Raw genomic sequence first — 14,023 nt, 5'->3', positions numbered from 1 at the left:
ATAAAATGCGTGTGGGTGGAATGCTGAGATGTCCCTCTCTGACTCGCAGGTTCGTGCTTACAAAGCGACGGACAAGCGTCAGAAGCAAAGTTGTGGGGACTCTCTCTTCCTGGTGGTGGAACCCATCTCTAAGGGAGGTGGGAAGTCCTTTGTCGGTCGCACTCGTTTCCCTCCTGGACGGGGAAATCCTGTGGTGGATGTGCGAATCGGTGTCTATGGAAAGGGACCAGGGAAGTGGTCCCTCAAAGAAGCAAGGGATGAGTGGGACCTGATTCGGGCGTGGAGCAAGGAGAACGCAAGAGACCCCAGGGACAGGAAGCGGGATAAGCAGAAGGCATTCATCCAGCAGACGACCTCACCCTCTTTGGAGCAGGCATGCGAGTCGTATCTCTCTGAATGGACTTCTTGCTCTGAGCAAGGGAAGCGGGAATACAGGAACCTGCTGTGGAACCAGGTGCTTCCTGCTTTCGGGCACAAGACCCCTGTGGAGTTCCTGTCGTGGGACCACCAGCACCCAGGGGGGAAGACGGGGCGGGAGTTGATGACCGACTACCTGAGCAAGGTCAGGGCAAAGGCACCGACATCAGCACGCAAACAGCAGATGGTCCTCAAAGGGGTCTTTGAGAACGCAATCCGCAAGGGATGGATGAAGCGAGACCAGAACCCAGCGGTCTCCATCACCTCCCCCAAAGACAAGGCATCTCACAAGACCCAAGGGCACCCTTATCCGCTTTGGGAGCAACTCCCTGAGGTCTTTGCAGTCTTTGACCGCAATGAACCCAATGGTCAGGTGAGCACTCGTGGTGCTCTTCTCATGACCTTCCTGACGGGGTTGAGGGTTGGGGCGGTGTCTGCGATGCGATGGGAGGAGGTTGATTCGGAGAGGGACCTCCTGCTGGTTCCTGCATCTCGGATGAAGACCTGGGATGAAGGGGAGAAGAACCACCTGGTCCCGCTCACAGGTCCCATCAAGGACCTGCTGACGGAGATGGAGGCAGTGAATGGGGCAACTGAGTTCGTCTTTGCTTCTCCCAGGACCGACACCAGGCACATCAATCCCTCATCCATCACTCAGCACATCAAAAACCTGGGGTTTGGGAGTGACTTCGTGGGTCACGGGATACGCAAGACTGTTTTGACCTATGGACAGAGGGAACTGGGATTCTCATCTCAAATCATCCAACTCCAAATCGGACACCAGGTGAAGGACAAGATTCGAGGTATTTACGACAAGCACGACTTCCTTGATGAGCGTCGTAAGTTCATGGAAGCGTGGTCTGATGCTCTGCTCGAACAGGGCATGAAGTTCAGCAATCTGTGAGGAGATTCCTCTTGCTCTTTAAGGACTGCCGAACCAATAGCGGTTACCTCAGCAACAACACCTTGAACATGACCCTGAAACGGATGGGATTCGATGCCCGCATGTGCGGTCATGGGTTCCGGTCCTTTGCTCTAACTAATGTCGTGGAACAACTGAAGGTCGATTTATGAGTGGTGGATCGACAGCTGGCTCATGTCGAGAAGAACAAGGTGATGGCTGCCTACAACCGTGTCGAGTACCTGGAGCAAAGAACCACGATGATGCAGGCCTCGGCTGACTTGGTTGATCAACAACACTCGTTGAAGTTGATCAACTAGGAAAACAACTCGATCTGCTCTTCAATCCAGTTATTAATCGCCTTCTCAGACCAAGCGACAATTCGTGGTCCCAAGACGACCTGCTTTGGAAATGAACCCTGGGCGATACGTGCGTAGATCGTTGACTTGGAGAGTCCTGTGCGCTTCTTGACTTCAGGAAGCCGAAGAAGTCGAAGTTGATTTTGAGAAGTACTCATTGGTTTTTTGTGCCAACGAAAAACATGATTACAGGAAAGCCTGGTCTGTGGTGGCATGTCGCAGCGACAAACCAGCGACAATTTTGTCGCTCATGTCGCTGTAATTGTCGCTCAAAAGATCTGGACTTTTTTGAGCAATAAAGCAAGGCTTCTTTGTTGTTGCCTTTTGGTTTTGCAGTACGACCTCACGCCTGAGTATTACGAGCAGCTTCGTCTTTCGGCTGATGCATTGGCTGAGATGAATCTTTCAGTGATTCCATGCATCAATGCGACCTTCAGCCGTGACGACTACACGGGTTTCTCCGACTTTCAGGACCTTGTTGAATCTGGTGACTGCTCAGATATCGACCTTGCACACTTCCAGCTTGGCCTTGAGGGAACAGAGATCCGAGGTCGTTGGTCTGAAGATGGGCAAAGGTTCTATGGATTCTTTCGAACACACATATCGAAAGATGGTGGCTGGACTGTTGTTCATCCACTGTCCAAGGAGATCAGTGTGGCTTCTGTTCATGAACAAATCCAGCTGGCTGAAGACAACCAAATCGCATTGGGTCTTGCGGCTCAGATGCACTCAATCTCTTATCTCAATGATCCCAGTACTTCACGACCAAATGCCGTCTTCTATACATCGAGTGATGTCATAAGGACTTTGCGGTGGCCACTCAAACGGCGGCTGGAGACTAACGGATCAAGTCTTTGGTGCTATGTGCATCTTCCTTTTGATGACAACGAAGAACTCAAGGAGATCTTTGCTGATGGCAGTTGTCAGTCCTTTGCTCTTAACGGGTCAAATACTGCAGCTGGTGCTGTGTTTAAGCATCGGTTCGTTCCTCTTTCTCCTTCCTATGTACTGGATCGGCAGGTAAGGCTGATCTCTCCAGAGACTTCTAAGCACTTCATGTGGGCTGCTGCGTCAGAAGAGCTTGGCATTCATTTTGACGTTGAGGATGAATCAGATGATCTCTGCATTGATGAAGAACTCGAGGATGCGGAACTGAATGGATTTGATGATTACGTACCAGATCCTGATGAAGAAGAACACCTCTTTGAAGAGGCTGTACGACGGTTTGAATCGTCTGAGGCAAGTGGGTCTCGCCATCCCTTAAAGGGTTCTACGCAAGGGAAGGATCAACCAGCAGATGCTCCGTCTTCTGATCATCTAGAAGAAATTACGCTTCCTGAGATTTTTCCTCCTGTAATCGCCAATGCTCTTCGTCTGATTGGAGAGCACCTCCCTTACGACGATGTGAGTATGGCCATGGTCTTCATGACCAGCATGGTCAACATGCTTCGCCTTGAGACTCGCGTTAATGGCAGTCAAGCAACTAACTATGAAGTACCGATTAATACATTTACGGCTGCTGTTGGAGATTCCGGGCAAAAGAAGACGCCTCTTCTTAAGATCTTTTCTGATGAACCGGTTAAAGATGTTCTCCTTGAGAATGCGGCACGTAATACCAGACTCATCAAATCATGGGAGCAGTCGTGTCTAGGAAAAAGCAAGGATCAGCGTCCCCCAAGGCCAGTTCCACTTGAGCTGCGAATTAATGACTATACAGGTGAAGCACTTGTAAATGCTCTTAAAAAGTCTGATGAGTATGGCCGTGCACTATTGATCCAAAGAGATGAGATCAGTGCCCTATTCTCTAATTTCAATGCTTATCGAGCAGGTCGGGGAGCTGATGAGCAGCAGTTGCTGGAGTTGTATGACGGTACGGCTTGTCGCTCGCTCCGTATTGGTGATGCTGATCGTGGTTATAGCAGAGCAGCAGTTAGTATCCTGGGAGCAATACAACCTGGTGTTCTTGACAGTCTGATCAAGAATGGAGACGATAGTGGTAAGTGGGCACGCTTTGCATTTGTAATTCTTCCTGATGTCGTCAAGCCTTTGCCTACTAAGGTGACCCAAGAGGAGATACTCGCACGTGAAAAGGCAGAAAGAGATCTGAAAAAGGTTGCTTCATGGCTCTATGCCTTAGAGGCTCGTACTTATTTCCTGGATTCTCATGCACTGCAGTTGTTTAGTCAGTACGAATTCCAAAAGCAGAAGGATGCTCGGGCTTCTAAGCTGTCTGCCCACAAATCCTTATTTGGCAAGTCTGCCGGAAAGGTTCTTCGATATTCGGGGATACTGCACATCCTTTGGAGTTATGCGAGTAACAGGATTCCTAGTCAATATATCCCTATTTGGATTCTACAGGTGGCAATTAGGTTGAGCGACTTGATGGATGCAAATACTATTGCCATGCATTCAAAGGTTGCATCAAAAACAACTACGGGTTTCTCAGCCTTTACACGCAGGATTCATGAGCTTGCATCGAAGTCAAAGCTGCCAGTCACCTGGGCTGACATCCGAAAGCAAATGAATTCAATGGAGCGAAAGGGAAAGACAGTTGATGATGCTCGTAAATCTATGGAGGAACTTGAAGCGGCCGGAGTCGGGAAGATTGTGAATGGTGGTCGTGGTGGGCTTTCATACCAGGTCCTGAAGCCTCTCCCTTAAGTGGAGGCCTGGTCTGATGGGGGAGCTTTACTCCCCTATCAGAGCCACTGCGCTGCAGTCATTCTCACCTGTGGGGGATGAGGGAGCTGTGCATCAGATATTCTCTACATGTCAAATAATCCTTGGATTAGGATGACTGCGGTTGCTGTCAGTCTGACCACCTTGTAGTGGTTTTGTGATAATGCGGCTTCTGAGCAAAAGCCTTTTTATAAGAGCATTAGTTGCCTTGGTCGCAGTAGTCCTCTTGGCTTTGCCTGCCAAGGCTCAATGTGCATTAACTGCGTGGAGAGGTGGAGGATATTGTTATGACTGGGGGAATATGTTTTCGGGTTCAACGATTCGAATCTATCCATCAGGTGGTAAGACGGTTGAGGCCTCTACTCCATGGGGCTCGATGTATGGCGAATGGGTTGGACCTGGTGACGCGGTGTTGGATGCCGGTGATCAACTGATCTGTTGCTATGGGAGAAGAAGCACAGGTCAGCAATATGGCATTTGTCGCATATGTGGCTGAGGCGTCAACAGGTTCCTCTTCTCCCCCTCTATTGCCGCTTAGATCCATACCAGCGCAGGACTTCCCATAAGGGAAGCTGGCTCCCCCTCCACAACTGGCTAGCCTGCTACCACTGGTGGCATGACTTATGCGATCCATGGATCCGTTTCAGATACCCAAAGCGGGATTTGAGGTTGCACCACTCGCGGGCCTGGCCTCTATTAACGTCAACGGAAGCATTGGACCCGTTCCGGCAACTGAGTTTTTAGGTGAATCCACCCTTGGTGGCATGGCGGTCTATGCCATCTACCAAGCCCTCTTAACCGGTCTTCGTACAGAGGCCATGCGCCGCAGAGGGGAATTGAGCAGAACCATCCAAATCAAGCTGGTCGCTCAGACTGTATGGGCTTCAGTAAAGGAAGGAGCAGCTGTCAGCGCTGTCCTCGCGGTGGTTTTGCTCGTATTTCCCTGGATGGCATTCCCGCTTTCAGTCCTAGGCCTGGTCGGAACAGGTAAAGCGACCTTGGATCTCTTCGATGCGTTCTGGGACGGCCTGTCTGACGATCAAAGGCAGGAGCTACGGACTTTGGCCTTTGATGCAGGAATTGCATTGGGCCGATTTCGGCCCGCACTCCAGAACTGAGGTAGTCTGGTCCGAAGCTGAGACTTGGGTATGAGTGACCTTGCTGATGCTGTCTTTGGTGGCCAGCTGATGGGCCATGTTATAGCTGGCGAAGAGCTGACCCACTCAGTCATCGCGGATGCGGCGATGACTGCTGATCTTGCAGCGAGTATGGCACTAACTACAGATGGTTCTTTAAGCGATGTCGAGCACCAAATCCTAGAGGCAAAAGTAGCTCAATCAGTAGTTGAGGATGGAGCATATACGAATGGAGACTTCTTGCATGATCAGTTGGACTTGCAGCTGGATAGTGAGATAGCCAATTCTTATCTCTAGTCCATATTTCCTGAACATCTTCGTATTTGCTCGTGGATGATGTACGGGTTATCTATGAATATGAGCCTACGTTTGGGGGTCGCATTTTTCGCGCATCTTCTGAGTCTGCTCTCCGAAAGTTTCTGAATTCTAAGGGCCTTAGAATAAAACTAAGTCTTACTGACTCAGGTTTCCTTCTTGGCCTTAATGATGGTGCAAATTCTGAGGCCCTAGGGTGGGGTTATCAGGATCTTGATTCACTAGCTGTTGAAGAAGAATTCCTGCACTTAGTTCTTGCGGACGGATCAGTTGTGAGGATGTTTTGCACTCGTCCTCATTTTCAGGCATGTGAAATATGGGCGAATATTGCACAAATCTGTCTTCTGGAGTGGCAAAGAAACTCCGACCCGCTTGCGAAAGACTTTTGTCTTTCCATCCTTACATACATAAAGTGTGCATCAGTCGCTATACCTAGCGACTTTTTAAATACCTTGTGCAACTTTGACAGCATTGTCAGGCTGAAATGCGACTTTACCGTGGGGTCCTCTCCTTTTCTGCGTTATCAGTATCAAGAAAAGCGGCATCCGAAGTCTATTTTGCAGGCTTATTCTGCGCGCACTTCAAGTAATCAGGAGGGCGCCGACTCTGGCGGATTGTTGGATGTCAAAATGCCAAAGGTGCACGATATAACATATACGGGCTTTATCTCTTCTTGGATCGCATTCGAAGGTGCTTCGGTTAAAAAGGGAGATGCCGTCTTTTCCGTTGATTGGGCTGGTCAACGAATCTTTGTCAGATCTTCATTTGATGGAACCTTGGAGTCCATCCTCTGTCCAAAAGACTCCTGGGTTGTTTCTGGACAAGTTGTCGCGAAGTTACGCATTTCAGGTTCTCCACTCTCAACTTCTGATACAACTCTTTCACGTAATCAATCGGAGATAACATCCTCATCTGCAGCTTGCTCAGCAAATATCACAACTGCTAAAGCCGTTGCCAATGGTTCTTTGGCGCCAGTTGCTGGTGTACTGCCTGTTTTCTCTGCGTCTTTAGCATCCATTCCTGCGGGTTTTACTCCCACTGGCTCTCATGAGGCTGATTTGAAGTTTGCACTTGCTAATCCAGAGATCTCTTTTCAGTCATTCTTTAATGACCTTCCTTTGATTGTTGACTCCGGACTTAATGATGATGTCTTAAGTCTCCCGTGTTTTGATGAGGATATGTATTCAAGGCTTGTCAAGGAGATGCATCGCTTTACTTTGGCCGAAGTTGGAGATAAAAAGGATTTGTTGGCCAAAGAAAATGCCCGCCTTGGAACCATCGTCGGCTCCTTGCTTGGTGTTTTTACTATGAATCCATTCGCCCCGTTTTTCGGAAGAAATATGGGGCGAATTGAAACGGACCGCGGGAAAAGAGTTGAGGAGTTTTTGCCAGACCCTCATCTGCTCTTCTATCAGGATGAACATTCCTTCTTATCCTGGTCTAGAGCGCAAGTTATGGCACCTAGGCTTCGTCGACTTATATTCTCAAGGATGAAGAGAGATGATGGCAATATCTACTTCCGGCTCTTGCCAGCCCTGGTCACGCAGGGGCAACGTGTCCTACCTCTTCAAGTCTTCAAAATTGATTCCAACTCATACTTTTATCGGCCGTTTGCGGCTGGTATAGAAAGGCAGCAACCTAATTATGATTCGATTAAGCTACTTCGGCGTTATTCGCACTTTCACGCTCCAGCTCATAGCTTGACAACTGATATCAAGTTGACCATTTCAGGTCATGATGTTGAGGCTTCTCAGAAAAAGGTCTTCCGATACCAAGACGACCCACTTGATTATTATTATATGGACTTTATAGTTCCTCCTGGTTTCGTTTTCTGAATCGTGGAGCAGGATCTCGTTAAGGTCACCGTTTCTCTCGAGCCCCGTCTCATTGAGTGGATTGAAGATATTCGAGTTGAGCTTGGGCTGCGTTCCAGAAATGCAGTCCTTAATCGTTTGCTCACCGAGTTGGCTGGTTTTGATGACTCTTCCACTCCGGACTAGTCACTGTTTAAGCATTCTTTTCAAGCTGCCCCCTGAGTTGCTCTTAAGGACGTTGGCTATTGCCGAATCAAGGGATGCTCCGCTGGGCTTTACGTATTTGATGCGGAAGCATCTCTACTTCCATGCCGTGTCGTAGCAGGGTCTGAACCTCAGTTAGGAGATCGATTGGCGGGAGTGCATTTCCTTTGTCATCACGAGAGAGTGGGCGGCCATCAATCCATTCGTTATCGATGTAGATCGCTGGTAGGACTACACCCTGACTACTGCCGGCCCGGAGTCTGAGGGCCAGTGGACCATTCAGCAGCGCTGGTGAGAGTGCTGAAAGCGATGCCATCAAGGTTGTGGCGCAGGCAGTGGAAAACCCAACGACTAATCGCAGTCGGCCATCGAGTCCCAAGTCGGCGTCAATAATCAGCTTGTTGGCTTTGAATTGCCCGCGCTCCTCAACGTAGATGTCTTCCAGCAGGAAGCTCAGATCCTGGGAGTCCGTGGGCACTGGGATGTTCTCCTGGTGGTCCCAGAAGTACAAGCAGTGGTCATTGAGCTGTGGATGGCGATGGATGTACGCCACCTTTCGCGGGTGGCGCCACCCCAACATCGCAGGTGTGATCAGGTTTGGCGTGATTGGTCCAGCAGCTCCGCTGGTCGAGATGTTGGTGATCATGTTCATGTTCGGAAGTTTTAAATGGGTTTGGTATCAGGAACCTCTGCACCCGCAAGCGCAATGCAGAAGTTCGTCTGGTGTTTCTTGCTAAGGCAGTGCCTCAGAGATTTGGCTCTGCTTCAAAGGTGGGAGCTGCGATACCTGCTTCCTTGAGGCGATCCAGCATTCCCACCATCACCGTTGCGTGACGGTGGGTTGTTTCCATAAACTCCCTGGCTCGCTTCGCGGAGATGGTGTGTGCACGTCCATTGGCTGAGACGTATCGCCAACTGCCATTTGGCATTGGTTCTCCCTGCAACGCAAGACGTTCAGAGTTGTGCGTGTAGCGCATCTCCAGATTGTGTTGTTCGCGTAGGCCATCTGCGGCGATCCACGTGGCCCCCAGTTGGTAGAAACCTTCTTCATCGAGGAAGGCATGTACTTGGGGGAGTAGAGCGCTGATTGCGGTAAGTAGTTTCATGGTTGTAATGAGATTGGTTGTGCCGATAGGCAATGGCCTTGGACTTATCTATGGCGAAGGCCGCCATGGAGCCAAGAGCACATGAATGCTTTATTCATCAAGACTTCTTTTATGAACGCAATTAATTCACTAACCCCCCCCTTTCTTTTTTTTCTTTCCACCTTCCTGATCGGGCAAGGTGTTGGAGATGTCTCAGGTGCCGCTGTGCTCTTTTTGGCCTTCTATAGAAACTTCCTTCTTCGCTGCCAGCATGTCTGACTTCAGACTTCTACGAGCGCAGCGCTCCTATCTTTCTGTGGATTAACTGATTTAGAATTAATTAGTAGGAGAAAGTCTTGTTTATATGGATTCGTCTTCAAGGGTTGCTGCAGCTTTGTCTGACATCACAAAGAGGCTTGATCGTCTTCAGTCGGATGTCTCAAGGCTCTCGCAGCAGAAAGTCCCAGACCGTTTTGTTCCAATCAACGAGGCCGTCCGCCACCTCCACTGTGGAAGAGACTGGTTGGTTGCACAGATCAAGTCTGGGGTCTTGCGGCCTGGGATTGATTTTATGGATCGGTCTTCATCCTCTTCTCAGCGCAAGCGCTATCTCGTTAATCCGGTGTCTGCTCTTCGCTGGCTGAACGGTGCTCAGCCAGTCGCAATCAAAACAAGCGTTTCGCTGATTCAGTCTTGATCCTGGGGCTTGCTGGAAATCTTTCGGTACAAGCAATCTGTTGGAGATATCTGCATTTCACCATTCGTTCCACATGGCTTTGGCTCGCCAAGACTGCTTATCTCGTATTTGTCTAGGTTGCCGCAGTTCTGAATCTTGATTGGGAGATCTGATTTGTTCTTTCCTTTGAGGGCTCTGTTTATGGCTTTGTTTGCTGTCCCTCTGGTATTCATGCGTTTCTCCTCGCGGGTGCCTTTCACGATTACAGCCTTATTCATCAGTTCCTCGTAATTGAGTTCCGGATTCCTGTTTCCTGCTGGAGTCGGGTCGTTGCCTGCTTTTTGTCTGGTGTGACTCTTCTTCTCCCGCGTTAAAAAAATCTCGGCTGCCCAGGTCTCGAGTTGCCGTCGGGAGTGTGTGGGAGCGATAAGCCTTCTGCCTTTCAACCGTTCACTGTCGCTCAGACCGTCTGCATCGACGTCTTCCTCAAATCTCATCTTTTCTTCGAAGCTGAGACTCTGGCCTAAACCGGTGTAGAAAGCGTGTCTTTCCGCGGGGTTGAGTTTTAGATATTTGTTTATGTGCAGCCTGATCATCTCAGGCAGCATCTCGGTCTCTCTCCAGGATTGGTGTTCAAAGTCGCTCTTGCCTTCTTCCTTGAAAAGTTTTCTTGTTTCTTCTTGATTGCTCTCGTCTCTTGCTTCAAGAGGTGAGCCGTCTTCGAGGACTAAAACTTCTAGTAGTGATCGAAACTTCACTCTAACCTTCTCGTTGTGCTCTCTGATCTCTGCGTCGGAAGTCATCCTTTTTGTTCTTTGTGGTCTTTGAGGCATGGCTGGATCTTGGCTACTCGTCTTTATCCTCTTCTCCCCTCCTGGCTTCTCCTTTCATTCCTTCTGGCCTCTGCCCCGTCTGTAATTCTTCTCTTTTGAAGATCCCGAGGCAGTCCTCGTCTCTTAGCTTCTCTGCTTCGCTAACCAGATTCTTTTCTTTGGGGTGCATGCTCCTTACGTAGTCCAGTCTGTGTTGCGAGAAGCCGCAGGCTGCGCGATAAGGAGTGCTCTGATCGATTTCTGTGTATAGCGCCAAATGGAACCTCGCGTATTCGCTGCAGTCCTTTGTCGACTTGTACTTCCCATCGCGAATTGCCGCATAGCAGTTTCGTATTGCCAACGGTTCGCTTAGTCCCTGATCGAGAGCAACTCCGCAGCTGAGGCATGTACCGATTGCGAAGCAACCTGCAACCCTTGAGAAAGACTTCCTAGCGGAGTTCCACTTCCATCCGTATCCAACGCTTCCGTGGCTCATTGCTTCAGGATGCTTGCCCTGCCCTGGCCTTGAGGTCTTCGTAGAGGTTGAAGTTGTTGAGGAGGAGTTCCAGCATTCGACGTTGCAGGGTTTGGTCGTTGACGACCTGGGCACTCATGGACTGATGAGCGTCGAGGCTGCTGATCACCGCATCCAGCTGCTCCGGCATCAAGTCCGGTGAACTGCTGAACTGCTCCTTGGTGTTGCTTGCTGCCTGGCGCTGGAGCTTTTCGGAGTTGAGCAGCTTGTTTTTGATAACGGTGCCGACGTAGGTGATCTTGTCTTCGTCGGTGAGTTCTCCCTGGAACAGGTCGTTCAGCTTGGAGATGATCTGAGAGAGCAGCGCCTTTTCCTTCTCTTGAACAGACCCTTCTCCTGGTTTGGAAGGGGGCAAGGGCTTGGTTCCGCCGAGGGCTAAGTCCCGTTGGCCCAGGTTGCGGAGATGGTGGTGGGTGAGGACCACCTTGGAGAGATCAACGGTGTTGACCTCCCGCTCGAACTCCAGCAGAGGCAGCAGCCTCTTGTAGAAGAGCGCCCGCTTCTCAAGGGACGAGTTGCCGTAGTCAAAGATCTGGGAGAGGAACGTGTAGAAGCGCACGTAGGTCCCCATGTCCCTGCGGAAGAGGGTCAGTGCTTCCAGTTCTTCCTTGGCTTCTTTGGTGCCATCGGCATCGTTGCAGTCCTCGGCATTTCTCAGCTTTTGACGGGCTTCCTTGTAGGTGTTCATCAGCCTCTGCGCGACTGGCTCCAATGCACTGATTAGCTGGCTCTGCTTTGCGTTTGCATCCAGCAGCACCTTCACCACGCGGTCGATTTCGTACTCGTCGTAATGGTTCTGGGCATCCAGCTTGGTCTTCAGATCCAGGATCAGGTTTGGATCGGTGGCTTCTGAGAGCTGCGCCGTTTGGTAGTAGGTCTGGAAGGCTTCCAGGATCTCGCTGGGTTCATTGGCGAAGTCCACCACGTAGGTTGTGGTCTTGTTGTCGTAGCAGCGGTTCAGCCTCGAGAGGGTCTGCACTGCTTGGATCCCAGCCAGCCTGCGGTCGACGTACATGCCGCAGAGGAGCGGTTGATCGAAGCCTGTTTGGAACTTGTTAGCCACCAGAAGGATCTGGCGGTCATCACCTTTGAAGGCCTCCCGGATATCTCCTTTCAGCCCCGGGTTGAGGTTGGCGCTGCGTTCAGTGAACGGCTCAGGTCCTGACTCCTTGTCGTTGACCTCGCCGCTGAAGGCAACCAGTGTTCCGATGGGATAGCCCTGCTTGGCGATGTACTGATCAATCGCCAGCTTCCAGCGCACAGCTTCTTTCCTGGAGCCCACCACGACCATGGCCTTGGCCTTGTCATCCAGCAGCGGCCAGACGAACTGGCGGTAGTGCTCGACAACGATCTGAACCTTCTGAGCGATGTTGTGGGGGTGGAGCTTCACCCAGCCCATCAGCTTTTTGAGTGCAGAGCTGCGTTCGACTTCTTCGTCTGAGATGGCTTGGCCGTCTTGAGCCAAACGGAAAGCCAGCTTGTAGGAGGTGTAGTTCTGCAGAACGTCGAGGATGAAGCCTTCTTCGATGGCCTGCCGCATCGAATAAACATGGAACGGCTCCGGCAGATTCCCTTCGCCCGCAGGCTCCGATGGGTTCGGCCTTCTGCCAAACAGCTCCATCGTTTTCGCCTTGGGTGTGGCGGTAAAGGCGACGTAGGTGATCCCGCTTTCCTTGGCGCGATCAGCCATTTGGGCTTGGAGGATGGTTTCAACATCCACCTCTCCCCCATCCTCCAGATCCCCCACTTCAGACGAGCTGAGGACTTGCTTGAGCTTGGTTGCCGCCTCCCCCGTTTGCGAGCTGTGCGCTTCATCGGCGATGACGGCGAATCGCTTTCCGCCTGTCGCTGCAAGCTCCCTGACTGCCTCAAGGGCATAGGGGAAGGTTTGGATTGTGCAGACGACCACCTTCTTGTCGCCGCTCAAGGCTGCCGCCAACTTGGCGCTTTTGCTTCCCTCGTCACTGGTGATGGAGGCGACGACTCCCTTACGGCGCTGGAAGGACTCCAACGCTTCTTGGAGCTGGGTGTCGATCACGTTGCGGTCGCTGACCACCAGGACGGAATCAAAGACTTTCTCGTCGTTGGCGTCGTGCAGTTCTGAGAAGAAGTGAGCAGTCCAGGCGATGGAGTTGGTTTTGCCTGAACCAGCGGAGTGCTGGATCAAATACTTCTGCCCTGGTCCCTCCTGAAGAACAGCCCGTTGCAGCAGGCGCGTGACGATCAGCTGGTGATAGCGGGGGAAGAGGATCCGGGAGATTTGCTTTTTCTTGTCGCGCTCGGCGATGCAGTAGCGACCCAGGATTTCAAGCAGGCTTTCGCGTTCCCAGACTTCCTTCCAGAGGTAGGCCGTCGGGTAGTCGTCTGCTGGAGTCGGGTTCCCCTTACCGCAGTTGTTCCCGCCTGGATCCGATCCGCGGTTGAAGGGAAGAAAGCGTGTTGCTCGTCCAGACAGCTTGGTGGTCATCTCCACCTCTCGCGTGCTGACCGCGAAATGCACGAGCGCACCGCTAGCGAAGGTCAGCAGCGGCTCTGGGGTTTGGCCTGGTGGTTTGGGGTTGCGGTCGTCCTTGTACTGCCAGATCGCATCGGCGATGGACTGAGTGTTGTCGGTCTTGAGTTCGACGGTGGCAATAGGGATTCCATTGAGGAAGAGCACCAGGTCGATGCTGTTCTGGTTGTGGAGTGAGTAGCGGACCTGGCGGATGACGCGCAGCCGGTTGGCGTTGTAGCGGGAAAGGATTTCTTGGTTCAGCCCAAGGGCGGGTTTGAACTCCGCCAGCTTTAGGGGCTTGGAGAGGCCAATGACTTCGATCCCCTGGCGCAGGAGATCCAGCGTTCCGAGCTGGTTGAGCTGATCGCGAATGCGTTGCAGCAGTTGGGCTTCTGCTTTGGAGCCGTTCTTCTGCCGATAGGTCTGCCAGGCCTCTTCTTGCGATGACTCGAGCCAGGAGAAGAGATCAGGGGGATAGAGCGCGAGCTTGCGGTCGTAGTCATCAGCGACACCTTCTTGGTACAGCCAGCCGTTACTGCCTAGGTACTCGCAGATCTCCTTTTCGAACTCGATCTCGTTATGCAGTGCCATTGCTG

The 14,023-nt window shown here is 51.3% G+C and carries 11 protein-coding genes; 5 read left to right on the top strand and 6 right to left on the bottom strand.

Features of this window, described 5'->3' with window-relative positions; all coding sequences use genetic code 11:
* Nucleotides 1-28 precede the first annotated feature (28 nt).
* Entirely contained in the window at nucleotides 29-1,321 is a 1,293-nt protein-coding gene (locus LY254_RS05210) for a site-specific integrase (protein ID WP_247479376.1), read from the top strand.
* 313 nt (nucleotides 1,322-1,634) lie between these two features.
* Here the strand turns inward: LY254_RS05210 and LY254_RS05205 are convergent, their stop codons facing one another.
* On the bottom strand, nucleotides 1,635-1,835 hold the full coding sequence (locus tag LY254_RS05205) for an AlpA family transcriptional regulator (protein ID WP_247479762.1): 201 nt from the start codon (nucleotides 1,833-1,835) through the stop codon (nucleotides 1,635-1,637).
* A 55-nt stretch (nucleotides 1,836-1,890) separates the two neighbouring features.
* On the opposite strand from LY254_RS05205, the gene LY254_RS05200 reads away from it, so the two are divergent.
* The 4 genes from LY254_RS05200 (at nucleotide 1,891) to LY254_RS05185 (ending at nucleotide 7,642) form a co-directional block, all read left to right on the top strand.
* Nucleotides 1,891-4,338, top strand: a complete 2,448-nt coding sequence (locus LY254_RS05200; RefSeq protein WP_247479375.1) for a DUF3987 domain-containing protein — start codon at nucleotides 1,891-1,893, stop codon at nucleotides 4,336-4,338.
* A gap of 650 nt (nucleotides 4,339-4,988) precedes the next feature.
* Nucleotides 4,989-5,474 carry a hypothetical protein gene (locus LY254_RS05195; RefSeq protein WP_247479374.1) on the top strand — a complete coding sequence of 162 codons (486 nt, stop codon included), beginning with the start codon at nucleotides 4,989-4,991 and terminating at the stop codon, nucleotides 5,472-5,474.
* A gap of 30 nt (nucleotides 5,475-5,504) precedes the next feature.
* On the top strand, nucleotides 5,505-5,789 hold the full coding sequence (locus tag LY254_RS05190) for a hypothetical protein (protein ID WP_247479372.1): 285 nt from the start codon (nucleotides 5,505-5,507) through the stop codon (nucleotides 5,787-5,789).
* Between the two features lie 515 nt (nucleotides 5,790-6,304).
* The gene (locus LY254_RS05185) at nucleotides 6,305-7,642 is read left to right on the top strand and encodes a biotin/lipoyl-containing protein (protein ID WP_247479371.1); all 1,338 of its coding nucleotides are present in this window, start codon (nucleotides 6,305-6,307) and stop codon (nucleotides 7,640-7,642) included.
* A 232-nt stretch (nucleotides 7,643-7,874) separates the two neighbouring features.
* On the opposite strand, the gene LY254_RS05180 is transcribed toward LY254_RS05185, so the two are convergent.
* From LY254_RS05180 to LY254_RS05160, 5 genes are all read right to left on the bottom strand, one after another.
* Nucleotides 7,875-8,477 carry a hypothetical protein gene (locus LY254_RS05180; protein WP_247479370.1) on the bottom strand — a complete coding sequence of 201 codons (603 nt, stop codon included), beginning with the start codon at nucleotides 8,475-8,477 and terminating at the stop codon, nucleotides 7,875-7,877.
* A 94-nt stretch (nucleotides 8,478-8,571) separates the two neighbouring features.
* Nucleotides 8,572-8,931, bottom strand: coding sequence for a hypothetical protein (locus LY254_RS05175; RefSeq protein ID WP_247479369.1), 360 nt, complete (start codon nucleotides 8,929-8,931; stop codon nucleotides 8,572-8,574).
* Nucleotides 8,932-9,597: 666 nt separating this feature from the next.
* Nucleotides 9,598-10,389 carry a hypothetical protein gene (locus tag LY254_RS05170; RefSeq protein WP_247479368.1) on the bottom strand — a complete coding sequence of 264 codons (792 nt, stop codon included), beginning with the start codon at nucleotides 10,387-10,389 and terminating at the stop codon, nucleotides 9,598-9,600.
* Between the two features lie 43 nt (nucleotides 10,390-10,432).
* Nucleotides 10,433-10,894: a hypothetical protein gene (locus LY254_RS05165; RefSeq protein ID WP_247479367.1), complete on the bottom strand. Its 462-nt coding sequence runs from the start codon at nucleotides 10,892-10,894 to the stop codon at nucleotides 10,433-10,435.
* Between the two features lie 4 nt (nucleotides 10,895-10,898).
* Nucleotides 10,899-14,018: a type I restriction endonuclease subunit R gene (locus tag LY254_RS05160; protein ID WP_247479364.1), complete on the bottom strand. Its 3,120-nt coding sequence runs from the start codon at nucleotides 14,016-14,018 to the stop codon at nucleotides 10,899-10,901.
* Nucleotides 14,019-14,023 lie beyond the last annotated feature (5 nt).

Source organism: Synechococcus sp. NB0720_010 (assembly GCF_023078835.1).
In the GTDB taxonomy this organism is placed as follows: Bacteria; Cyanobacteriota; Cyanobacteriia; order PCC-6307; family Cyanobiaceae; genus Vulcanococcus.
This window is presented reverse-complemented; position numbering and strand designations above follow the sequence as displayed.